Origin of the sequence: Paenibacillus sp. SZ31 (assembly GCF_012912005.1) — a bacterium.
Classification (GTDB): Bacteria; Bacillota; Bacilli; order Paenibacillales; family Paenibacillaceae; genus Paenibacillus.
In genome coordinates, this window is the sequence record NZ_JABBEA010000004.1 from 426,249 (window position 1) to 449,585 (window position 23,337).

Below are 23,337 nucleotides of genomic sequence, written 5' to 3' on the forward strand. Positions count from 1 at the left end.
GACGTAACATGGGTGGTTGGGAAATCGCCAAGTGCTATCCACAAATCACTCAGATCCTTATGTAAAAAAGCTCTGAACCCTCTATGTGCCGAGACACATGGGGATTCCAGAGCTTCCAAGCTTCGATAACAACGCTTAAAACTAACGACGCTGCGTTACGTTACAGCCTGATTTTGAACACATATTATGTTGCTATTGCTAGCAGTTATTATTACTCCGGCCTGCTTACTTTCCGCCCTTACCTGGCGTGTAGAACTTAGGCAGCGTTACTTTTGACCAGTCAATATCCGATGCCATGTAGAAGGACGGATAGGAAGGCTGGTTATATCCACTGTTCTGTCCGGCAATGCCCACACGATACATCGCATCATGCATCAGCGTGTACAACTTGCGGTCCGTTTTCTCTGTACTGAGATAGATGCGGATCGCTGAGCTGTCAGTGGTTCTTACCAACATCTCTTCTCGCCAATCCCCGAAGATATCAGCTACGAGAGAAGGTGTACCTTTGGTGTGATTGTTGGTCAGTGTGCCTGTTGCCGTCAGCAGCGTGCCACGATTCCAGTCTTTGATTGTAGGCGTGACGTCGATGGCACCATCTACGATCTGTGTCGTCATATCGCCAGCCCAGCGGATATTCATATTCGTGCCCGGTGCCTGATCACTGATTTTCTCACCAGTCGCTGTCCATAATCCTACAGCCCATGTCTCCAGCCCACGGCGAGTCGGATCAACATCACCCACCATGCCGCGTCCGGTATCTTTCCCCGTGTATCCGCCATAGATCACTTCTCCGGTCTTCGCATCACGCAGGGAATAGCCATATGGCGCCCACGGACCACCCTCGTGAACCATGAAAATCTCAAGTCCCGGACGATCCGGGTCGATATCTGCCACATGAAGTGCGTCCCCATGACCCAGACGGGCAATGGTTCCCGGTGCAGCACTCTCGGCAGGCATCAGGTCTGTGGAGCTGTACAGCACGCTGCCATCATGATCAATCGTAGCGGAGCCATAGATAATCTCCTGTTTGCCATCTCCATCCACATCCGCCACACTGAAATAGTGCGCACCCTGAGTTGTAATGGAGCCGTACTGCGGATCTGTACCATCCACGCCGTGCGGTCCGTCATTGAATGGGTTCTTCATCGGCGTCCAGCCGCTGTCCACTTTCCATTCCTTTTTCAGCTTCTTGCCGTCCCAGTTGTAGGCAACCATCGTTGAACGTGTATAGTATCCGCGTGCAAAGATTGCAGACGGTTTCTTGCCGTCCAGATACGCCACGCCTGCCAGGAAACGGTCCACCCGATTCCCCGGTTCAATCCGTGCCATGGCATAATCGCCCCACATCAGACCATCATCATGACGCTCGGGTTCATATGGAATGGTCTCCAGCTCTTTGCCTGATTTGCCTTCAAATACCGTAACATACTCAGGACCATCCACGATAAAACCTTCGAACTTGCGAAGCTCATTTCGGTTGCTGCGTTCTACCGCATATACATCAATAAAGTAGTCGGCCAGACTCTCGGCATCCTGCTGAGATAATGGATAGTTATATTTTTTCTCAATTCCAAAAGCCTCTTCCAATGTTGCAGGCCAGTTCCCCTTCACAACCTCGTCATGCTTATGCCAGTTCCTGAACATATCCACCACGTGATCGTAGTAACCATCCGCACTCAAGCGATAATCATCTTCGTTCGAATACCCTGCCTTGCGATCCTGCTTCGGAAGCGTGATGTACTTCTCGGAGGTCACCTTTCCTTTTTTGTTATATTTGATAATCTTCGTGCCCGGAGCGGTCTTGAACATCATCTCGGCCTTGCCATCCCCATCAAAATCGTAAACGAGCATCTGTGTATAATGAGCACCTGCCCGGATATTGACCCCAAGATCAATCCGGTACAGCAATTGTCCATCCAAGGTGTAAGCATCAATGTAGGTTTTACCGGTGTATCCTTTTTGCGATACGTCCTTGGCGTTAGATGGGTCCCACTTCACGAAAAACTCATACTGGCCATCCCCGTCTACATCACCTACGCTCATGTCATTGGCGGAATACGTATAAGCTTCTCCCGCAGGGGTCACACCATCGGCGGGTTTTTGCAGTGGAATGTCCACATACCCGTTCGCCCAAGGTTTGACGGATACACTGCGTTTGCTCTCCTTGCCCTTCTTGTTGACCGCTGCCACTTCATAACGGGAAGACGATTTGCCCGCGGCATCTACATAGTTGGTACTGTCGGTGACAGTAGCGATCTTTTTGCCATCACGATAGACGTTGAAGTCCGTACCTGTCAGCCCTTTGTCGCTATACCCTGTTGCCTCGTCACCGAGCAATCTCCAGCTGAGAAAAACACCTTCAGATGTCGAAGCAGCCACCAGACCGCGATCCAGATATTCCAGTTGAATCTCTTTCACGTGACTGCCCCCCTTATGTGATTGCAGGCTGGACTCCGTGGTACTATTTCCGTTCGAAGCTTCTGCTCCGATAACCCCCGCTGTTCCCCCAACAAGCAAAGCTACACTGAGTGCTGAAGAGAGCACCTTGGCTGCAAGTGGCATACGTGCCTTCCTGCGTCCTGATTGCCGACCTGAAGCCGATCGTTTATGTACCGGCGCTGTTGTTTCTGAGTTCATCCACCTTCACGCTCCTTGAGACAGAATAGGTGACGCATATACACTTTAATGATGATTGAACGTTCGATAATCCACACAGATCTTCTTCAAAGGACGAGAATCGCCTATAATGATTACGCTTACAATATTAAAAAAGAGAAATCAGCTTGCCCGACTACCAGAGTGCGGTCCCCCTTCCATTCTCTTTCCAATCCGAGCGAAGTGATCCCGCCCATCGGGTTCTATTATAGACATCCTGCCTGCCAGACCCTAGGCAAATATCCGACCAAAACGATCAATAATCAGTGTTATTAGGAGTCATTTGGAAAATAAGTGCTTACAGAATCGATTTCGTCCCCTCCACTACGTCCCTCAGTTGGTCAAGAACTTCATTTCGAAATGACTCTTGTAATGAATAGCAAAAAAAACCGCAATCCTCTAACACACGGAGGATTGCGGTTAAGACAATTACGAGTAAATTTTAAGGCTCAATACCCCATACCAGGTTTCCACCTTGGTGGAGTGTTACCTTATTCCAATCCTGATAGGATGTTTTCGTTGGATCGAAGGAGTAGTCATTAGTCTCGTCAAAGTTGGACCAGTCCGTTTTGTACATACGAAGCTGGATGTCTCCAGTCTGTCCACCAGCCTGAATGCTGCCAGCGCCAGATGTGAAGCTCAGCTCCACATAGGAGTCTGTGAAGGTACGCTGGATATTGGCTCCGCCAACTTGAGCATAATCGATGGCAGAATCCATCGCAGCCGATCCTTCTTTGGAGAAGTAATAACGGATCTTCAAGTCACTCAGATTCACAGCAGTACTGCCCAGGTTTTTGATGTTGAAATACGGTTTGATCTGACTATCCAGCGCATTGGTATCTCCCGCACGGTATTGCAAAACAAGATCACTGGTCGGCACAACGACACTTTGAGGTGTCGCGGAAGCTACAGCGGAATTGGCACTTTGCCCTGCTGTATTCACTGCACTTACCACATAATGATACGTTGTTCCGTTCGTCAGGGCCGTGTTCGTGTAGGATGTACCACTCACATTCGCAGCGACTGTTGTGAACGGACCGGATGCACTCAGCGCACGTTTCACATTATAGCTTGTCGCACCTGCAGATGCAGTCCACGTCAGGCTCACCTGAGCATTGCCTGCTGTTGCTGTAAGAGCAGTCGGTGCAGCTGGTGCCGTTACACCTGCAACCGGCGTAGCCGTTGCTGTTGCAGAGTTAACACTTTCACCTACTGCATTCGTTGCTGTTACCACATAATAGTAAGTTGTGCCATTGATCAGGCCAGCGTTGCTGTAAGATGTACCACTTACATTGGCAGCAATCGTTGTGAATGGACCTGATGCACTGAGTGCTCGCTTCACACTATAACTTGTTGCTCCCGCGGAAGCAGTCCACGTCAAGGAGACTTGAGCATTACCAGCAGAAGCCGTCAATGCCGCTGGTGCTGCTGGAGCCGTTGTTCCGCCCGGAGGATTCCCTCCACCGTTACTTGCAGGCAGGACAGGGAATGAGTTCTTCACCAATGTCACGAATTGATCATGGAACCAGTGACCGGATACCGGAGCATTCGCCAGTGCACCTGTTAATACGCCATCCCGAGTTGTGAAGGTCGGATCACACATCCGGTCGAAACCTTTACCTTCATTGTTCGGAATTTCCGAGCTGGAGCCATCGGATTCACCCGGAGGTTTCACCCATACATAAGCGTCCAGATGTGCGGGTCCCGGTGCAGCCTTAGGTGCTTCACCAATACCTGCCCCACTGTTGTTACACCAGTTGCCACGATGATCCCGTTTATCAACCCGTCCAGAATTCACATAGGCATTGATATTACTTCCTGTTGCTGATGTTGGACGATTCACCCCGCCCCATCCATTACGGCTGGTATCAATCAGGAAGCCCGTGCTGCTCGGCCATCCGGCTTGTACAAATCCGGAATAGAGTGCTGCAGTGAAATCCGTCTCGTCAAAGTACGGGTTCCATTCATAATAATCGGAAGATCGAATCGGTTGTCCACCGATATTCAGATCCGGATTAGGCAGATTCGGTTCATGGGTAGGCGTCGTATTGGCAGTGTTGGTGATAAAACCATCTGCACTTTGCAGACCTGCCGCTGTATCATTTACTACGTCAGTGTACAGGGCAATCGCAGCGGTACGATTGTTGTCCCATCCAAGCCAGCCAGAGTGGCCGATATCCAGGTAGTTGTACACATTAGGAATGGCATGCAGCTTGTCCAGTGCATACTTAACCCCATCTTCATAGATGCCTGTTGAGCTGGCTTGCGCACAAGCTGGAGTACTCAGGTTAGTCACAAGGTTAGGCAGACTGTCCGGCTCAATAATCGCCACAATGCGAATATCCTGATATTTCGGATCTGCGAAGATATCTGCGATCACATCAATGTAATCTGTTTTGTACGTCTGTAGCGCAGCCTGTGTTAGTGGAAGTTCACCATTCGATGCGAGTGCATGGCAATCCCGGCCGGGCAAGTTATAGACTACAAATGAAGCGGTTATTGGCGTACCAGGTTTCTTTTGGGCAAGAACGGCATCGAGATGTTGCTCTACGCTTTTACGACCAGCGTTGTCCGGGCCGCCATAGATCGCAGCAATGCGGTCAATCCACACTGACGTTGGATACGATTTGACCGTCTCCATCTTCGCCTTCAGCGATGCATCATTGGTCAGCGCAATGGACGTATCGACGAGAGCTGAGTAATCCTGGTTCAGATAGGCGGTTGCCCCTACAAATGGATTATCCACATGTGCTTCAGCCGCCTGAGTCAAGCCTGGAGACAATCCTGGGAAAATCCCCGCCGCGAGCAGCGTTGCTGCCATTATTTGCTTTACACCTTTGCGCAGGATCTTCTTACCTCTCGATTTGGTTTTCAATTTAGTCTTCATAGTTCCACCTTTCCTTTAGTTAGATTGGGTTGTACTCATGTCTGATCCTCTGTGTCATTAAGATGCTTAGCACGAAGAGAACGTTCGGATGAGTTGGTTGTATCACCTCCAAAAGTAATGGTTGTGTAGCTGGAACCGTGAGTGAGCAAATCGTGTGTGGGGTCGAACCATGTGAGTATGATGTGGTGGGTGTGGTTGAACGTGTGTTAGACATGAAGAAGTGTGAAAAAGGATTGCGGGATCTGTAACATCCCATTTCGGAAAGCGCTTTCTTTAAGTGGTTTAAAAAAAGGCCTTCGCCTACCATCTACAATCATGATGTTCGGTGTTCACCTCCTTCTTATGTTCTGATTATACGACATGTAAATATTACTGTAAATTGAATTATATAAATTTATTTATATTTTTTTCCATAAAACAGGCAGGAATCTGGACATCCCTTGCCACAAAGCACACAAAAGGCTCATCCTGGCATTCTGCCACAATGAACCTCGTGTTGATCAAGGTCGAATCGACCGTTCGTCTAGGGCAGAACGACGATATCTCCCGGTTTTAATCCGCTAACCACTTCCGTCTTGTCCCCCGACTCCATTCCAGCCTGGATGGTCAGTGGCTCTGTCTGTCCGTTCCCTTTGTCTAACAGGACATAAGGTTCGGTCTGATCCCGCATAATCGCCAAGCTGGACACAACGGTCACTTTATCCTTCCGCGTTGTCTCGATATCGCCTTCCAGACTCACGCCTCCATACATTCTGGCATCCGGCTTCAGATCAATGACCACGTCAAACTGGGAAGCTTGTTTAAGGTCCGTATCGGTACTCTTGCGGGCGAATTTGGACACCTTACTCACCTTCCCGGTGAATTCCAGGTCTTTCTGCGCCGTCATTCGCACCTTGACTGGCATTCCCACCTTAAGTCTGAACATTTCTTCCTCACCAACAATTGTCATGAATTTAAGTTTGCCGATGTTCGTAATGGACCCTATGAGCTGTCCTTCCGTCACCGCACGTGTCTTGCTGTCCTCTTCATTCATCTGAAATATACCGGAAGTGGAAGCATACACAACGGACTTGTTCATCACTGCCTGCTTTTTCTGTATCTCCTTTTCCTTGAGGACCAGCGCTTTTTGATTCAACTCATTTGTTAGACGTTTGCCTTCCCGATCTGCAAATGCCTTCTTGCGTTCCTCTTCCGTCACGCCAAGCGACTCACTCATATTCGCCTGATCCAGGCTAACCTGATTCATCTTATTTTCCAGTTGAGCTTTCTCCAGATCGCTCTGCAACTGCTCTACTTCCGTTTGTAACGCGGACGTGTCGAGAGTATACAGAACATCGCCTTTGTTCACCTGCTCACCACTTTTCACGTGCCATTTCTTGATGTTGGAAGCATATGGAGCAAATATATCGGTCTGATCGGTATATACGGATTTCCCCTTCACCTGAATCGTTTGCGTCATCGTTTCCTGTGTCACATCAAAGGTAATCGGGGGCGGAATCTCGATAGGTGCCTCCGGTTTTGGCTTGTACTTTTCATACAGCCAGTACCCCACACCTGCCAAAAGTACAACGGTGATGATAATTTTAATCCATTTCTTCATGTGCCCAATTTCCCTTTCGCTGATAAAATTACATCGATTTGATCACAGTTAATGCATTGGTTCGGGATGCGCTGATTGCCGGATATATACCCGATACAATACCGACCAGCACAGCAAACACAATGCCGAGCGGCAAAGCAGACTGCTGAATAGCCACGGTCATCGGGCCATTGACCTGATTTGCCATCTGACTCGCCAGCAGACTGTTCACCCCGCCGAGGGCAGCAAAGGCAATCCCTACACCAGCCACGCCACCCATTAACCCAAGCATCGCTGCTTCCGTAATAAACATCTGGCGGATCTGCCACAGATTTGCACCCAGCACCTTCATCACACCGATTTGTTTACGCCGCTGATGCGTAGACATGATCATTGCCACAATAATGGACAACGAGGCCAGCAGCATAATAAAACCACCGATCCCTAATGCTGCTTTTTGGTACATCGCCAGTTGGCCTGCCATCGCTTCCTCCTGGAACAGATTACTCTGTGTATTCAACGTTAGCTTTTTAATCTGTTCTTCCACCTGGGATACATAACGTTTGTCTTCAACCTTGACCAGAGCCGAGTTAAGATGCTTGGCCGCACTGCTGTCGGCCTGCTGTAATCCAAGCTCATCCTGCAATGCACGAGCTGTATCGAGCGGCAGATATACCTTTTTATCGTTTTGAGCACTCATCTCATCCATGTTGGAAGGCTTCATCAACTCTCCAGACACGCGTATAGAGCCACTCATTTTGGTTTTGCTCGCATTCGCATAATCTTCATATCGAAACTGAACCAGCTGCTGAACCAGCTGATCCTGCTTCGCTGACATTTCCGTATACTGCTGCAAAAGCTCATTGTTATATGGATCAGCATTCAACTGCTCGAATAACTTCTGAGTTACTTTGGGGTCCACGAGTCCAAATGCAGCCCCATAACTGGTCACCGCCATACGACCATCCTCTGCCCCTCGTCCCTCAGCATACTTGTATCCAAACCCGCTCAGGGTCTCCAGTTGGGTACCGATGACCTCAACATACGTGCTGCGACCATCTGGAAGCACCATTTCAAGCGAATCCAGCTTTAACATGGGAGCCACGGCAACCACATGGGGAAGTCTTTGGATAATCTGAATTTTTTCCAACGTCAGCGCCCCCCGTTCAAACTTCGATGTCTGACCGCTCCCCTTGCCGTTGCCAGTACGAATGCCTTCATTAGGCGTAATTGTAATTTCATCCATCTTGTAATTGTCGTTCAATGTTCTCTCGCTATAGGTCTGTACGGACTGCCCCACGCTAAGTGCAATGATCATGGCGGCAGAACCAATGGACAGCCCCATCATACATAGCAGTGTGACCATCTTTCTGCGAATGATCTGTCCCCAGGCCATACGTGCTATATCCCGTATTCTCACAATCCCTCTCCCTTTGCCTCAAACTTCCCTTACGGTCTCTTCGACCAGTATTCCATGTTGCAGGGTAAGCACGACCTGCATCTGCTCCGCGACCTCTGCTTCATGTGTCACAATGACGAAGGTTGTATTCATATCCCGGTTAAGCTGCTGCAAAATCGCAATAATCTCTTCCTCCGTCTCGGTATCCAGATTCCCGGTAGGCTCATCGGCAAAGATCACCGAGGGTTCGGTAATGAGCGAGCGTGCAATACTGACACGTTGTTGTTGACCGCCCGACAACTGGGACGGGAACAAGTTTGCTTTTTCACCCAGTCCAACCTGTTCCAGCAGCTTCAATGCTTTTGCTTTGCGTTTCGAAGGGCTTATGCCCATAAACACCAAGGGTAACTCTACATTTTCCCGGATTGTAAGGTTAGACAGCAGCTCATAGGATTGGAAAATAAACCCGATGTGACTGCGCCTGAACTCCGCCAAGCGATTTTCACTGAAACGTACAATATCTTGTCCTGCAATTAGAATCTTGCCGTGATCCGGTTTCATCAGCCCCGCCATCAGATTCAGCAGTGTGGACTTGCCTGAACCAGAACTGCCCAGCAGGGCTACCATCTTGCCTTCTCCAATCGTCAGGTTGATATCCTGAAGCACCGGCACGGTTCCTTGGCCATTGCGGAACGAGTGGGATAATTGTTCAACTTGAAGCATTACTACATGTCTTCCTTTCTACTTGCTAAATATGTACAGAGGTTGTTACGTAAAGATTCGCGTAGCACATTCCCTTTTATTATAGGATGGAGATGTATCCGGGCTGGCCGGAGTTGTATCCAACTTGTAAAATGTCATAACAAAAAGACCTTGTCCGCAGAGTAGCTATCGCCAGCTCTATCCAGACCAAGGTCTTATATTCGTATACTTTTCGCAGCTTACCAGGCTCTGAAGCTAAAACGGTACATCTCACTTTTATCCATGGTGCTGCCCACTGCAAATAGATCATCGTCATTCCATTTCAGATTGATGAAGTTATCAATATTACGGTAGATCACCGTATCCGACGAAAGCTCGCTGTCATTCAGGTAGGCAATATGCAACTCATTCTTCTGATTCTGAATATCCATTGGATAAAAGTAAGCGATTCGCGATTCATCTTCATTCAGATCAAAGTTCCAGATGGAACCTTGTAATACCAGATCATACTGTTCCTGCGCTGCACGATACCGATACAGCCCCTGTACCTTATTCAGCGTTCCCTGGATGAGCATGTCTCCATTTTTCAGCAACTTGAATTGTTGAATGTCTTCCATTGCAGCATACGCCTTCACTTCATGCTCGTCCTCAAGTGATACACGATAGATGGCATAATTGTCTTTCAGCATCACCAGCATATAAAACTGTTTCTGATCTTCACTGACCTGCAACACATCCATCACGATAAACGTATCATTCGAACCTTTCCCTTGTCTTGGTCCTGTGAACATGCCCATCAGCTCATCATACGTGTAGATGACTTGACTCGTCCCCTTGCTCAGATCAACCTGTTTGAATAAAAGATCATCCTGACCGATATAGGTTTCGTCCCCTACAAACACTCTGTAATACGAGTTGTCGCTCGGAAGCTTGCGACGTTCCCCGCTCTCAATCACATACTCATATGTCGTCTTCTGCGCCTGACCCGACCGGTACTGGGAGTAAATGATCTTCTTGTGATCCGGACTAATCGCTACACCATATTCCGTATTACTCGCAATACTCTTCACTTCATTATCATCCAGATGCAGGAGAGACAGCTGAAGGCTTGAATACGAAGATTCCAGTTGATTCAATATAATCGTGTTCCGGTCTACCACTTCAAAATCAAAGATCGCGAAGTCATTTGGAATCTTGGTAGCCGACTCGATCTGAATTGTACTGCTCGGTGGTGGTGCCAGACGGTTATTGAATTGCTCACTGGGCAAGATCACCGTTCTAGGCTTGAGATTTCCGATACTGAACAGGCTGCCAATCCCGAAAATTCCGCTGACAAATGCGATCAACAGCCCTGACAGCATCAATCTGTCGCGGTTTTTACGCCAAAATCCAGGATGTCTCATGCGTTCATTTCCCCCGGAAGACTAATATTTACTTGTGTCCCTTCCCGCATGATACTCTTCATCTCCACTGTTCCTCCATGACGCTCAACGATGTTCTTCACAATAGACAGACCCAGCCCGGCACTGCCTTTCTCGGCCCTGTTGATTCCTTTATCCTGGTAAAAGGGTTCAAATACATGCTGGAGTGCTTCAGCACCAATTCCTTCCCCCTGATCACGGATCACAATAACGATGGAATCACCTAACCGGAAGGATTGTACTTCGATGATGGAGTTCACATCACTGTACTTAACCGAGTTATCCAAGACGTTGAGGAAGACCTCTTTCAGCTTGTCCCGATCTCCCTGCAGATACTGATGTTCCTCCAGTTCATAGTGAATGCCTATATTGTACTTGCTCGCCTTAATCGACATGTCCTCGCAAGCTTCACGAATAATATCGGATACATCGATACGTTCGAATCGGTACGCCTGAATAACCGCTGACGAGACCGAGACCTCCAGAATATCCGCAACCATCGTGTTGAGACGCTGGCTTTCCTTGATAATATAATTCATGCCTTTGTCAAAAAAGTCCTGATCGGTGAATCCGTTATCCCGCAAAATCTGGGCGTACCCCAGAATCGTCGTTAGCGGTGTCTTCAATTCATGCGTCACATTGTCAAAAAAGACTTTGCTTCGCGCCTGCACTTGTTTCACTTCGTCCCGCTCTCGCTCAATCACATCAATCTGTTCCCGTACCCGATCAATCATGACGGTGAAGCTTGAAGCCAATTCACCGATCTCATCCTTGGTGGTAATCTGAATGTCTGCATTCAGACTTCCCTGGGCCACTTCCGCAGAACGTTTCGTGAGTACACGGATGGGTTGTGTAATTTTCCGGGAAATAAAGATGGATGCGATAAATACAAACACGAAAATAACCGCTGCAAATAGTTTGATCGTATTTTGAAAGCGAAGGTTGCGTTTGAACAAGTCCGTGTAATCCTTCTCCATCTGCACGATTCCAATCAATTGTTGATCCATCTTGAGCGGGAAGGACAGACTGGCCGTGACCTGGCCCTTGTCCACGACTGTGGTGTACGCGATCCGGGATTGTCTGGCTTCCTGAACATCAGGTTGGTCAGACCGCTTAGCAACGTTAACCTCGTTGCCAACCGATCCGTATGAAGAAGCGTCAGGACGAAATACTGTAATCTCCCCGCCAACGGCTGAACCAATCTGCTCTGCAAGCTCGCGGCTTCCTGCTTCGAGCGATTCCCTGTTCATACGTTTGTTATGAATCAGGAAGTACTGATTCAGCGCGATGTCCAGATTTCTTTTCGATTGCACCATATCCTCATGCACTTCCCGGTACATATTCTCCTGTGCCACCTTATTGGACAGAATTAGCAGAACGGAGAATCCGATAAAGACGATGACCGAGAATAACACCACCATTTTGAACTGGATCGTCCACTTCATGTCTGTACCTGAATATTCAACTTGTACCCTACACCGAATACCGTTTCAATCATCGAAATGCCTTGCACACCACTATCCAGTTTCTTGCGAATCCGTTGTACATGAATGTCCACCGTTCGGGTATCCCCTGCAAAATCAAATCCCCATACCTTGTCCAGCAGCTCAGAACGTGTGTGCACCTTACGATGGTGGGTCACGAGAAATAACAACAGATCATATTCCTTATTCGTGAGTCCGGCACGCTCCCCGTCTTTCCAGACTTCCCGTTCATCCTTGCGAATCTCAATATGTTTGCCGAGCCTTACCACCTCATAGGATTGATTCTCCAGCGTCTCACTGATGAGGTCAATCCGGCGAAAAATCGCCCGAATGCGCGCAACCACCTCACGGATATCAAAAGGCTTCGTGATATAGTCATCCGCCCCCAGTTCCATGCCAAGTACCTTATCCAACATATCCGACTTGGCGGTGATCATGATGACGGGTATCTTGGAATTCACAGATAGTTGTCTGCACACATCAAAACCGCTCATATCAGGCAGCATCAGATCTAGCAGGATCAGATCCGGCTTCGAATCCCGAAGCAGATCCAGACCTTCTTTACCCGTAGCTGCTTCCTTGATCTCAAATCCTTCTTTACGTAACGAATAGGACAAAATATCGCGAATGGACTCCTCGTCCTCAATAATTAAAATCTCTTTTTGTCTCATGATACTCTCGTAATCTCCCTGCTCTATGAATTTCATCTGCCTATATTTTGTATCTCAAGCCGCATGCTTGAATAGAGGGAAGCACGAAATGTTACAACTCCGATACAACTCTGAACCGTTTGGAAACAACCTCCCGATATACTTGGATCATAAGAGACTCATACCAGACCGGACCCAAGCCTGATCTGTATCCAAGGGGGATTCACATCATATGAATAACACACAAGTAAATGAAGCTTATATCAACTATAAATCAGAAATCACAAGGTATCTATCCCATATCGTCAAACAACCGCAAGACGCAGAAGATCTGGCTCAGGATTGTTTCATTCGACTGATGAACGTTACCGTGAATATCCCTGAAGATCGGCTTCTCTATTATCTCAAACGGATTGCCCGAAACCTTGCGATGGACAGCTTCCGCAGACGTACCCGTACACTCAAACGCGACAGTCGTCTGGAGGCACCTACCCATCACTTTGATACACCCCACCTTGAAATTAATGAAGGCGTTCATGATATTGTCTCCCATATTAACAACACCGAGCATCGTAAAATATTAGAACTTCGCCTCATCCACGGATACTCCATTAAGGAAACGGCAGAGCTGGTGAATCGCAGTGAAGGCATGATTAAATCCTCTGTCTTCCATGCCGTCAATCGAATTCGAGCCAAAGTCATCTCATAGAGATGGCTTTTTATTTGCGTAAAATCAATATGCACGCAGAATTGGATGAATTATGCCGGGACCGAAATACCTATAGATATGTCAAAAGACCCAATTTTACAAATATCGAGTTAATTTTTACAAATTGTTATGACTATGTGAGATTTTCATGTGGTAGAATATGGACGAACTCATGAATCAACTAATATTTGGGAGGGATTTGGTTGGGTAAATTAACAGGTATGCGAGGAGTATTTTTAAAATCACTCTTGGCATTGTCCATGGCTTTGCCGCTTCAGATCGGATTATGGAACGGAGATGCATCGGTTCATGCGGAAGGGCCGACAGATCCGGCACCATTCATTCAGGCGAAGGTTGTGAACCAAAACGCAGGCAAGAAAGTTTTGTTCGACAACTCTCACGGCCAGACGGCTGGAGCCGCAGACTGGGTCATTGATGGAGGTTTCTCCGACTTCGGGAATGCACTCGCGAATGATGGTTATTATGTCAAAGAACTTCGCAAGACGACACCATTTACCTATGATGATCTGAAAGAGTATAACGTATTCGTTATTGCAGAGCCTCAAATTCCTTTCAAAACATCCGAACAGGCAGCACTGAAACAATATGTTGAAACGGGTGGCAGCATCTTCTTCGTTGGAGATCACTATAATGCTGACCGTAACAAAAACCGCTGGGATGGCTCTGAAGTCATCAACGGTTATCGTCGGGGAGCTTTTGAAGATCCGACCAAAGGTATGAGCACAGATGAGCGTAACTCGGAAGCCATGCAAAATGTAACCAGCACAGACTGGTTGTCCGATAACTTCGGCGTACGTTTCCGCTATAACGCACTTGGCGATATCAATGCCAATATCGTTGTACCGGCAGATCAAGCCTTCGGCATCACAGAAGGTGTATCGGCTGTAGCTATGCACGCCGGTTCAACACTTGCAATCACTGATCCGGAAAAAGCAAAAGGTATTGTGTATCTGCCAAAAACCAACGCAAAATGGAATAACGCGGTGGACCAAGGCGTATACAACGGCGGCGGGATCGAAGAAGGTCCTTACGTAGCCGTATCCAAGCTGGGCGCAGGTAAGGCTGCCTTCATCGGTGACTCCTCTCCAGTAGAAGATGCATCACCAAAATACTTGCGTGAAGAGACAGGCACACGCAAAACGACTTATGACGGTTTTAAAGAAGCCGATGATGCGGTGTTGCTCGTGAATACCGTGAACTGGCTCGCTACACAAGAGAACTACACGGATCTGACTCAAGTCAACGGACTTGAACTGGATACAGCTACAGCGCTGTTGCCATTCGAAGAGCCGGCTGCTTCCACAGAACCTCAGGCTGAACCTTGGTCCGCACCTGCTGCCGGATACAAGTGGTACGATCGTTCCACGTTCAAGGCTGGCTCTTACGGTGGCCCTGCATCCAGTGCGAACGCTGCTTACAGCTTCGTGAAACAGGATACTCTTCCAAATGCAGAAGACTTCCAGATTCGTGTGGTTGTAGAGAACATGGCTCCGAACACAACCGTATCCGGTTATAGTGCCGGTATCTATCTGACTGGCGGAACACAGGTCGCCATGATCCAGAATGAAAGTGGTACTTGGCCGACTTCGTATGGCTATAGCTCCACATTCAGTGTAACCTCGGACAGCCAAGGTCGCGGGATCAAAGACCTGAACGTACGCATCAAACCAGGTACAACTGGCGCTGCGAGCTTGCGTCTGCGTCTGAATGGCAGCAACCTGATCACAAATGCCGTGACCGTAGGTAATGTGCCAGCAGAACAGCTGCCGGAAGAAGAAGGACCGATTCCAGCAGCTATCACCGTTGCTGAAGCACGCACCAAAGCGGTTGGCACTACCGTAACCATCGAAGGTGTTGTAACGACAGAGCCGGGTGCATTCGGTGGACAAGCCTTCTATCTTCAAGATGAAACTGCCGGAATCTACGTGTTCCAGCACACTAGCGGCTTCCATGCTGGTGACAAGGTGAAAGTAACAGCAGCAACAACCATCTATAACAGCGAGTTCGAGCTTACCGATATCATCGCGATTGAGAAAACAGGTACGGCTTCCGTACCTGCTCCAATCGAAGTTACAGCAATTACAGATGCGAACCAAGGTCAACTGGTTCAATTGAAGGGTGTAACCATCGAGAATATCATCAGTGCTACACCCGTTGGATCATTTGAATTCGACGCGGTAGCGGCAGATGGAACGAGCACACATATCCGTGTAGATACACGTACCGGTGTAACAGATACTTCCTTCCCTTATGTTGCAGGGGACAAGATCAGTATCACAGGCATTTCCGCTATTTTCAAAGATGCATATCAATTGAAACCTAGAAGTTTGAATGATTTTGTACCTGCTGAAGATCAAGGTGGAGGCGAACAGCCTTCTACTCCAGCTGCGGGAGCACCGGGTAAACCGGTGCTTTCTTCTGATAATGGATATACAACTGGCCTGTTCGAAGGTTCTTTTAACGTAAGCATGAACCTCTGGTGGGGCGAAAATGGTTCCACGTACAAACTGTATGAGAATGACGTTCTGATCGATACACAGAAGTTGACTGCGGCTTCACCATCGGCTCAGTCCTCCAAAACGGCTATTACAGGCAAAGCCAACGGCACGTATACCTACGTAGCTGAGCTGACCAATGACAAAGGCACAACACGCAGTGATGTGCTGACGGTACAAGTAACCAATGCTGCTCCAGGCAAAGCTACGTTGTCCCAAAACAACTGGGATGGTGACGGCAACTACAACGTAGCCATGAACCTCTGGTGGGGTACGAACGCAACCGAATACCGTCTCTATGAGAATGATGTATTGATTGATACACAAGCGTTGAACGTGGCAACACCAGCTTCCCAAAGTGCTACAACGGAATTGTCCGGTCGCGCTAACGGAACGTACACGTACCGTGCTGAGCTAATCAACGCCGCAGGCGTAACCAGCACAGAGACGATTACGGTTCAAGTAACCAAAGCATTGCCTTTGGCTAGCTAAGAAATGAACAAAAAACCGACACCAACATTGCCTGATTTACAGGGCAACATGGTCTCGGTTTTTTGGATCATAGCACAAGTTCATTTCAATCGTTCTGGCTCATATCCATTTCTCACAAACAGAATGCTGTTCCATACAGCAGAATAAGCGGCCACGGCAATGACACTAATGACAAAAATCAAGTTCATCTGTGTAAATGTATAACTGCTTCCCGTGAAAATGATCAGGATTGCACTGAGCCCCATATTTTCTCTGTTATATTTTTTAAACTTCTGAAAGATCATTCTGTACAGCAATATCAATACCATAAATACAATCCATATAGAAGAAAATATCTCCATAGGTCACCTTCCTTTCGAAAAACTCATTTCTTATATTGGTATCTACGAGGAGTATTAATATCCTTAATTCCCTTTATATAGAAACACATTAATCTTACATATAATTGAAAAATAATTCAATCATTGTTATACATATTCTTTGAACACTCTTATTCCTCAACGGTTAGCAGAGTAACAAGAACGCTACTTTGTTTATTTGCAGACACAAAAAAAAGACTATCCCTGCCCATATTCTGGCACCGAATAGCCCTCTCCTCTTACTTTATTATCTAATTTCACTCTATGATCTAATATCTTCGTAGCTCCTCATTATCTCTACACCAGCTTCTTACGAATATAACCCGAGATCAAATCGATAATCGTGATCATCACGATGATACCCAGCAGGATTATACCTACTCGCGGCCAGTTCCGAGTACTTAACGCGAAGATCAGCGGTGTACCAATCCCCCCTGCTCCGATTACACCCAGTATGGTCGCGGAACGCACATTGATCTCGAAACGATACAAGGTATAGTTCAGGAAGCCAGGCATAACCTGCGGCAGGATGGCAAACCACAACTGCTGCATGCGATTGGCTCCGGAGGCAAGCAGCGCCTCAGACGGACCATAGTCGATATTTTCAACTTCATCCGCGTACAATTTGCCTAACATACCAATCGAGTGTAATCCAAGGGCAAGTACCCCTGCGAACGATCCGGGACCTACTGCTTTGATGAACATCAAAGCCATAATAATCTCAGGGAACGTACGTATGAAGCTAAGTACCATTTTACCTGCACCCGAGATGGAACGATGCCCACTCATATTGCGGGCAGACCAGAATGCAAACGGGATACAGAGCACTGCCGAGATTACAGTACCCAGCACGGAAATCGCGAGCGTATCCAGTAGACCTCGCAGCAAGTCTTCTCCTTCAGGCAGATATACAAAATCCCAATCTGGTGAGAAAATCCCGGCTACAATGGCCTTCATAATCTGGGCGGCGGTTTCCTTGAAACCAGTAAACGGTACACCGGCAAGCGCCCAAGCATACACAAGGATCAGCAGTAATACAATAACCCAGCGTAGCGGGTTTTTTCGTGGTTTTGGCCGGATGCGGCTTGTTTCATTTTTCATCATAGCAATTTCTCCCGCAGCTTAGTACTTACATAATCAATGACCAGAACGATGACGAGGGTAAACAGAATGATTACGCTGGTCTTGTCATACTCCAGGAATCCAAGTGTGGCCTCATAGTAAAGCCCGATCCCTCCGGCTCCCACCAATCCCAGAATGGCAGCAGCACGTATATTAATTTCGAAGGCATACAGCACATAGGATGTGAACTGGGCAGCCAGTTGCGGCACCACGCCATATACAATGAGCTGAATCCGGTTCATACCAACAGCCGTCATCGCTTCCAGCGGTCCTTGATCAATGGTTTCCAGCGTCTCATAGGTCAGCTTCGCAATGAGACCTACCGAGAATACAGCCAGTGCCAAGATTCCGGGGATGGGCCCCAGACCAAACACAGCAACGAACAAAGCAGCAAGCAACAAATCCGGTACGGTCCGAATCAGGTTCAGCAGAAAGCGCGCCGGATAATAGATCCAGCGACTTGGCATCAGGTTACCGGCACAGATGATCGAGATTGGAATGGCGATAATGGCACCAATGGTTGTCCCAATCAGAGCCATTCGGATCGTCTCCAACATGCCTTGCACGATATTGTCAAAATAACTCCACCGAGGAGGAAACATTTCTTTCAACAAGTCCAGCATGTTGGGGAAACCCTCAATCAACTCTGTGAAGGTGGCGTCCGTCTGCTTCGCACTTGCCCACAAAAGAAGCAGAATGATGATCAGGGTGAGTAGATGTTTCGTACGCCCAGGCGGCTTGGGACGATTCACAACCTCTGCAGGGCTGGAACCAGGTTCCTTGCCCATCCCGCCTGAATTCTGAAGTGGAACGTTGGACTGCCCCTTCATACCACAACTTCTCCCTGCTCATGCACAACCTGCTTGTCCAACAATTCGTCAGCCAGAATCGGTCTGCCGTAAATTTCTGCAAATCGTTCATCCGTTGCCTCTTCTACCGGACCGTCGAATACGACCTCCCCTGCACGTAATCCAACAATACGGGTCGCATACTCTCTAGCCAGGTCAATAAAGTGAAGGTTAACAATAGTGGTAATCCCAAGGTCTTGATTGATGCGTTTCAGGTCATCCATAACCTGCTTCGTTGTAAGTGGGTCGAGTGAAGCAACCGGTTCGTCGGCCAGAATGATTTTTGCTTCCTGCGCAAGGACACGAGCAATAGCCACACGCTGTTGTTGACCACCGGACAACTGATCTGCACGGGAGTAAGCTTTCTCGGAGATATTCACCCGATCCAGCGCAGTGAATGCCAGTTCAATATCCTCTTTTGGAAAACGCCCCAGAATAGTACGCATGGTGGAATGGTATCCAACGCGTCCAGCGAGTACATTACGTAGTACACTGGACCGTTTCACGAGATTGAAGCTCTGGAAAATCATGCCGATGTCGCGTCTAATCATGCGTAGCCGTTTTCCTTGTGCCTTCGTGATGGAGCTTCCATTGATCAGAATCTCTCCCTCACTAATGTCGTGAAGTCGGTTAATGGATCGCAGGAGAGTTGATTTACCCGCACCGGACAGGCCGACTACAGCAATGAATTCACCCTGCTCAAATTTCAGATTAATATTATCCAGGCCCTTGGTGCCGTTAGCGTAAGTTTTAGTAACGTTGTGAAGCTCAATCATGGCAATAATCCTTCTTTCATTCATAATGATCAACCATACATAAGTCCTTGCTATAATGGCACAAGCCAGCGCAGCGTAGATCACGCTGAACTGGCCTGTCCATTGCTACGATTAAGCTGTTCCCATGCAAGAGAGCTACTACAAAGTGAACAGATCCCAAACTACTTTTGGATCAGAATTATTCACCTTTCACTTTTTCGCCATACTGACGAACGATCTCGAACTTGCTATCATCGGATTCTACATAACCTTCATGCGTATAGATTTCTTTGATGATCTGGTGACCTTCAGTATCTTTACCAATATCGATGAAGGCTTGTTTGATCTTCGCAGTCCAATCTGCATTCATGTCAGTGCGAACAGCAATGGTATCGTTTGGAATAGGCTCAGTGAACGCCAGTACACGTGTATCTTCAAATACAGTCGGATAGTCTTTCGCTACCGTGTTGCGGGCATCTTGGAAAATAGCTGCCGCGTCAACATCACCGTTCAATACAGCGATAACACCTTGGTCATGACCTTTCAACGTTACAGGTGTTACATCTTTCAATGGGTCAATGCCTCTGTCCAGCAACAGACCTGCCGGCCATACGAAACCTGCGGAAGACGTTACGTTTTGGTAAGCAACTTTTTTACCTTTAAGCTCTTCGATGGATTGAATCGGCGAATCTTTTTTCACAATGAACATGGATTTATAGGAATCCGCCAACTCTTCGGTTGGAGCACCTGTCTCATCATTTACACCAAAACGTTGTGCTTGCAAAATAACTTGTGCTGCGCCTTTTTCTTTAGCCAGTACATAAGCTGTCGGAGGCAAGAAACCTACGTCTACTTTGTTGGAAGCCATTGCTTCAATAATTGTGTTGTAGTCCGTGGATACGCTGACTTTTACCGGAATGCCCAGTTTGTCACCAAGCAACTTCTCAAGCGGTTTCGCTTTGGCTTCAAGTGTGTCTGCATTCTGGGAAGGAACGAATTGAACCGTCAGTTCAGTTGGCACATAACCTTCGACAGGTTTCTCTGTCTCTGCCGTAGACGTACCGGATGCATTAGAGCTCGTATTATCCCCGTTAGCCGAACCAGTTGTACTACTAGACCCACAAGCACTCAGAAACATAACCAAAATCAACAATGGTAAAAATAAAGCAGACTTCTTCAAACGAACACCCTCCAAAGAGTTTCTATTTTTCAGTACTTATCTACTATAGTTGCCAAATATTAGCGCGATGTGAAACGGAATTTGGAGTTTTGTAAAGTTTCCTGTCAGGCTGTCAGCAGGACTTGTATCTGTTAGAATAGGCTCATTATGGTTGAAGATATAGGGAGAACATCGGAGATAACGGCGTATACTTCGGTTCTTCAGCCTATTCTGTCTTCTCCGTTTTATGGTAATTCCATAGTTCTGAACTTATATATTAGAGGAGATTGTAAAATGACATCCACAAACCATACGGCAAGCTTCGACATTCTGTTCACCAGTGATCTGCACGGGGCCATCCGCCCCATTCATTACAATACCAATGCATACCGCCCGGCCGGACTTGCCCTGCTGGCTTCCCTGATTCGTAAGGAACGCGAACGTTCACCTGAATTGATGCTGGTGGATAACGGGGATCTGCTGCAAGGATCACCCTTGGCCTCTTATGCAGCTTCACAGGTTTCCACAAACGAAGTGCACCCATTCATAACCGTTCTGAATGAACTGGGCTATGATGCAGCGGTGATGGGCAATCACGAGTTTAACTATGGTCAGGCCTTATTACGCGGAGCCGTTGAAGCTTCCAATTTCCCCTGGCTGGCTGCCAATATCGTAAAAGATGAGCAACCGGACGTACCTGCTTACGGTCCTCCGTATCTAATCAAAACCTTGTCTTCAGGCGTCAAAATAGCCCTATTGGGTGCAACCACGCATTACATCCCAAACTGGGAGCACCCGAAAAATATTGAGGGTTTACAGTTCCTTGATGCCTTGGAGACCATTCGTACGTGGGTTAGCTATATACGCGAGCATGAACAACCAGATGTATTGGTTGTGAGTTATCATGGGGGATTTGAGAGTGATCTGGAGACAGGCGAGCCTGCCGAACGGTTAACCGGAGAAAATCAAGGCTATGCCATCTGCCGGGACATCGAAGGCATCGATGTATTGCTTACCGGACATCAACATCGTCAGATTACCGCTAATATCCATGGCGTAACCGTTATTCAGCCGGGATTCAGCGGAACTGGTGCGGGACATGTATCTGTTCAGTTGGAACAATCATCGGGCGGGAAGTGGCAGATTACCGATAAGAAGGCTCGATTGTTACTTCTGGATGAATATAGTGAAGTTGAGCCAGATGCGACAGTCATGAAACTTACAGATGAGGTAGAAATCGAGGCACAAGCATGGCTTGATCAACCCATTGGCGAGGTGGATGGGGATTTATCGATCACCAATGCTACGTCCCTTCGGCTCAAGGCACATCCATTCATTGCTTTTGTACATCAAGTGCAGATGGAAGCGACTGGGGCTGATCTGTCCAATACCGCCATGCTGAGTGAAGAAGCTCGTGGATTCGGACGCCATATCACCGTTCGGGACGTGTTATCCAACTTCATCTATCCCAACACGCTGACGGTACTGGAGCTGAGCGGTCAAGATATTCGAGAGGCGCTGGAACAAACGGCACGTTACTTTGAAGTGAATGCTTCTGGCGAGGTCGCCGTGAATCCTGCCTATATGGAGCCCAAACCTCAACATTATAATTACGACATGTGGGCTGGCCTAGAGTACGAGCTGGATATCTCCCAACCTGTGGGCAGTCGAGTTGTGAAGTTGGAACGTGAAGGAAAACCCATGGATATGGATGGCACATACTCTGTGGTGATGAACAGCTACCGCGCTGCTGGCGGCGGGGATTATGCGATGTATCCAGGCAAAAAGGTGCTGCATGAAGGCGCCACGGATATGGCAGCTCTGGTGGAAGATTACATCCGCAGACACCAGCCGTTAACGGTGGAGCAGGCGGACAACTGGAAAGTTAGTGGCAGTTAAATGAGAAAGAGCAGATCCTGATCACAGGATTTGCTCTTTTGTTTTCAACCTATAACTTCGTTTAGAAACGTAATGTACTTGATTTCAGACCTCGTAATTTCAATACATATTGGAACTGACCTGACCATTAGCTCAAAGAAAAAGCAACCAGTTGGTTGACCGGCTGCTTACTTGTTCTAATTGAACTGTCCCGTCCCGTTATCCGATATATTGAAGGATTAACTGATATAAGGCTATTGAAAATCCTAAGATACTCGCTTTCATTTTAGATGGATGATTTCTTTCGCTGCGAATCAAATATAAGAAAATCACAATAAACCCTGCGGGGATCCATAGCTCAAATACACCTTTTGTTGTACTTTGAGAATAAATTGGAGTAATGAACGTACTAATCAAAAAGTAAAAGAAAACCGTAAAACGTCTTGTTTCTAATTGCTTGCTCCACCTTACTAGAATGAAAATAATAATAATTGCGATAATCGTAATGTGCACAGGGGGTAGAAGAATAGAAACATTCCCAAATTTGAATTCCATTCCGCATTGCCCTCCTCTCTTATAACGCATAACTTGCCTGACTACAGGCCTACGTGTATAAATTCATTCCCATGCTTCAAAACCGCTGGCAACCTTCCAAAAAACGGACCCATCCCATTATATCCATATTTTAACACATACTCAAAGTTTCATTTCCAATGTTTCTC

The 23,337-nt window shown here is 47.5% G+C and carries 17 protein-coding genes; 3 read left to right on the plus strand and 14 right to left on the minus strand.

Going from position 1 to position 23,337, the window contains the following annotated elements; all coding sequences use genetic code 11:
- Positions 1–225 precede the first annotated feature (225 nt).
- From HF638_RS11775 to HF638_RS11810, 8 genes are all read right to left on the minus strand, one after another.
- Complete coding sequence (locus tag HF638_RS11775) at positions 226–2,562, minus strand: rhamnogalacturonan lyase (protein WP_169480433.1); 2,337 nt, start codon at positions 2,560–2,562, stop codon at positions 226–228.
- A 535-nt stretch (positions 2,563–3,097) separates the two neighbouring features.
- Complete coding sequence (locus HF638_RS11780; RefSeq protein WP_211175599.1) at positions 3,098–5,542, minus strand: glycoside hydrolase family 6 protein; 2,445 nt, start codon at positions 5,540–5,542, stop codon at positions 3,098–3,100.
- A 523-nt stretch (positions 5,543–6,065) separates the two neighbouring features.
- Entirely contained in the window at positions 6,066–7,142 is a 1,077-nt protein-coding gene (locus tag HF638_RS11785) for an efflux RND transporter periplasmic adaptor subunit (RefSeq protein ID WP_169480358.1), read from the minus strand.
- 28 nt (positions 7,143–7,170) lie between these two features.
- Complete coding sequence (locus HF638_RS11790) at positions 7,171–8,541, minus strand: FtsX-like permease family protein (protein WP_169480359.1); 1,371 nt, start codon at positions 8,539–8,541, stop codon at positions 7,171–7,173.
- An 18-nt stretch (positions 8,542–8,559) separates the two neighbouring features.
- Positions 8,560–9,243, minus strand: coding sequence for an ABC transporter ATP-binding protein (locus tag HF638_RS11795; RefSeq protein WP_169480360.1), 684 nt, complete (start codon positions 9,241–9,243; stop codon positions 8,560–8,562).
- 218 nt (positions 9,244–9,461) lie between these two features.
- Positions 9,462–10,625 (minus strand): hypothetical protein, encoded by a 1,164-nt coding sequence (locus HF638_RS11800; RefSeq protein ID WP_169480361.1) that lies wholly within the window; start codon positions 10,623–10,625, stop codon positions 9,462–9,464.
- Positions 10,622–12,088 carry a sensor histidine kinase gene (locus HF638_RS11805; protein WP_169480362.1) on the minus strand — a complete coding sequence of 489 codons (1,467 nt, stop codon included), beginning with the start codon at positions 12,086–12,088 and terminating at the stop codon, positions 10,622–10,624. The genes HF638_RS11800 and HF638_RS11805 overlap by 4 nt, the downstream gene beginning before the upstream one ends.
- The gene (locus HF638_RS11810; RefSeq protein ID WP_036606313.1) at positions 12,085–12,798 is read right to left on the minus strand and encodes a response regulator transcription factor; all 714 of its coding nucleotides are present in this window, start codon (positions 12,796–12,798) and stop codon (positions 12,085–12,087) included. The genes HF638_RS11805 and HF638_RS11810 overlap by 4 nt, the downstream gene beginning before the upstream one ends.
- A gap of 211 nt (positions 12,799–13,009) precedes the next feature.
- Here HF638_RS11810 and HF638_RS11815 point away from each other — a divergent pair, with 211 nt between their 5' ends.
- A complete protein-coding gene (locus HF638_RS11815; RefSeq protein WP_169480363.1) occupies positions 13,010–13,486 on the plus strand; it encodes an RNA polymerase sigma factor in 477 nt (158 codons plus the stop codon).
- Positions 13,487–13,707: 221 nt separating this feature from the next.
- Positions 13,708–16,494 carry a DUF5689 domain-containing protein gene (locus HF638_RS11820; protein ID WP_481856155.1) on the plus strand — a complete coding sequence of 929 codons (2,787 nt, stop codon included), beginning with the start codon at positions 13,708–13,710 and terminating at the stop codon, positions 16,492–16,494.
- A gap of 80 nt (positions 16,495–16,574) precedes the next feature.
- On the opposite strand, the gene HF638_RS11825 is transcribed toward HF638_RS11820, so the two are convergent.
- The 5 genes from HF638_RS11825 to HF638_RS11845 form a co-directional block, all read right to left on the minus strand.
- The gene (locus HF638_RS11825) at positions 16,575–16,835 is read right to left on the minus strand and encodes a hypothetical protein (protein ID WP_169480365.1); all 261 of its coding nucleotides are present in this window, start codon (positions 16,833–16,835) and stop codon (positions 16,575–16,577) included.
- A 315-nt stretch (positions 16,836–17,150) separates the two neighbouring features.
- Positions 17,151–17,957, minus strand: coding sequence for a phosphonate ABC transporter, permease protein PhnE (phnE, locus tag HF638_RS11830; protein ID WP_139331943.1), 807 nt, complete (start codon positions 17,955–17,957; stop codon positions 17,151–17,153).
- Positions 17,954–18,763, minus strand: a complete 810-nt coding sequence (phnE, locus tag HF638_RS11835; protein ID WP_169480435.1) for a phosphonate ABC transporter, permease protein PhnE — start codon at positions 18,761–18,763, stop codon at positions 17,954–17,956. The genes phnE (HF638_RS11830) and phnE (HF638_RS11835) overlap by 4 nt, the downstream gene beginning before the upstream one ends.
- Before the next feature lie 38 nt (positions 18,764–18,801).
- The gene (phnC, locus tag HF638_RS11840) at positions 18,802–19,599 is read right to left on the minus strand and encodes a phosphonate ABC transporter ATP-binding protein (protein ID WP_169480366.1); all 798 of its coding nucleotides are present in this window, start codon (positions 19,597–19,599) and stop codon (positions 18,802–18,804) included.
- Between the two features lie 178 nt (positions 19,600–19,777).
- A complete protein-coding gene (locus HF638_RS11845; RefSeq protein WP_445255373.1) occupies positions 19,778–20,773 on the minus strand; it encodes a phosphate/phosphite/phosphonate ABC transporter substrate-binding protein in 996 nt (331 codons plus the stop codon).
- 258 nt (positions 20,774–21,031) lie between these two features.
- Between HF638_RS11845 and HF638_RS11850 the strand changes: the two genes are divergently transcribed.
- Positions 21,032–22,636 (plus strand): bifunctional metallophosphatase/5'-nucleotidase, encoded by a 1,605-nt coding sequence (locus tag HF638_RS11850; protein ID WP_169480368.1) that lies wholly within the window; start codon positions 21,032–21,034, stop codon positions 22,634–22,636.
- Between the two features lie 198 nt (positions 22,637–22,834).
- Here HF638_RS11850 and HF638_RS11855 read toward each other — a convergent pair whose 3' ends face one another.
- A complete protein-coding gene (locus HF638_RS11855) occupies positions 22,835–23,170 on the minus strand; it encodes a hypothetical protein (RefSeq protein WP_169480369.1) in 336 nt (111 codons plus the stop codon).
- Between the last annotated feature and the right edge of the window lie 167 nt (positions 23,171–23,337).

Excerpts from the sequence above, each read along its gene's own strand:
- HF638_RS11775 (WP_169480433.1), bottom strand. The coding sequence starts at position 2,562 with ATGCCACTTGCAGCCAAGGTGCTCTCTTCAGCACTCAGTGTAGCTTTG.
- HF638_RS11780 (WP_211175599.1), bottom strand. The coding sequence starts at position 5,542 with ATGAAGACTAAATTGAAAACCAAATCGAGAGGTAAGAAGATCCTGCGC.
- HF638_RS11785 (WP_169480358.1), bottom strand. The coding sequence starts at position 7,142 with ATGAAGAAATGGATTAAAATTATCATCACCGTTGTACTTTTGGCAGGT.
- HF638_RS11795 (WP_169480360.1), bottom strand. The coding sequence starts at position 9,243 with ATGCTTCAAGTTGAACAATTATCCCACTCGTTCCGCAATGGCCAAGGA.
- HF638_RS11800 (WP_169480361.1), bottom strand. The coding sequence starts at position 10,625 with ATGAGACATCCTGGATTTTGGCGTAAAAACCGCGACAGATTGATGCTG.
- HF638_RS11805 (WP_169480362.1), bottom strand. The coding sequence starts at position 12,088 with ATGAAGTGGACGATCCAGTTCAAAATGGTGGTGTTATTCTCGGTCATC.
- HF638_RS11810 (WP_036606313.1), bottom strand. The coding sequence starts at position 12,798 with ATGAGACAAAAAGAGATTTTAATTATTGAGGACGAGGAGTCCATTCGC.
- HF638_RS11815 (WP_169480363.1), top strand. The coding sequence starts at position 13,010 with ATGAATAACACACAAGTAAATGAAGCTTATATCAACTATAAATCAGAA.
- HF638_RS11820 (WP_481856155.1), top strand. The coding sequence starts at position 13,708 with ATGCGAGGAGTATTTTTAAAATCACTCTTGGCATTGTCCATGGCTTTG.
- HF638_RS11825 (WP_169480365.1), bottom strand. The coding sequence starts at position 16,835 with ATGGAGATATTTTCTTCTATATGGATTGTATTTATGGTATTGATATTG.
- phnE (WP_139331943.1), bottom strand. The coding sequence starts at position 17,957 with ATGATGAAAAATGAAACAAGCCGCATCCGGCCAAAACCACGAAAAAAC.
- phnE (WP_169480435.1), bottom strand. The coding sequence starts at position 18,763 with ATGGGCAAGGAACCTGGTTCCAGCCCTGCAGAGGTTGTGAATCGTCCC.
- phnC (WP_169480366.1), bottom strand. The coding sequence starts at position 19,599 with ATGATTGAGCTTCACAACGTTACTAAAACTTACGCTAACGGCACCAAG.
- HF638_RS11850 (WP_169480368.1), top strand. The coding sequence starts at position 21,032 with ATGACATCCACAAACCATACGGCAAGCTTCGACATTCTGTTCACCAGT.
- HF638_RS11855 (WP_169480369.1), bottom strand. The coding sequence starts at position 23,170 with ATGGAATTCAAATTTGGGAATGTTTCTATTCTTCTACCCCCTGTGCAC.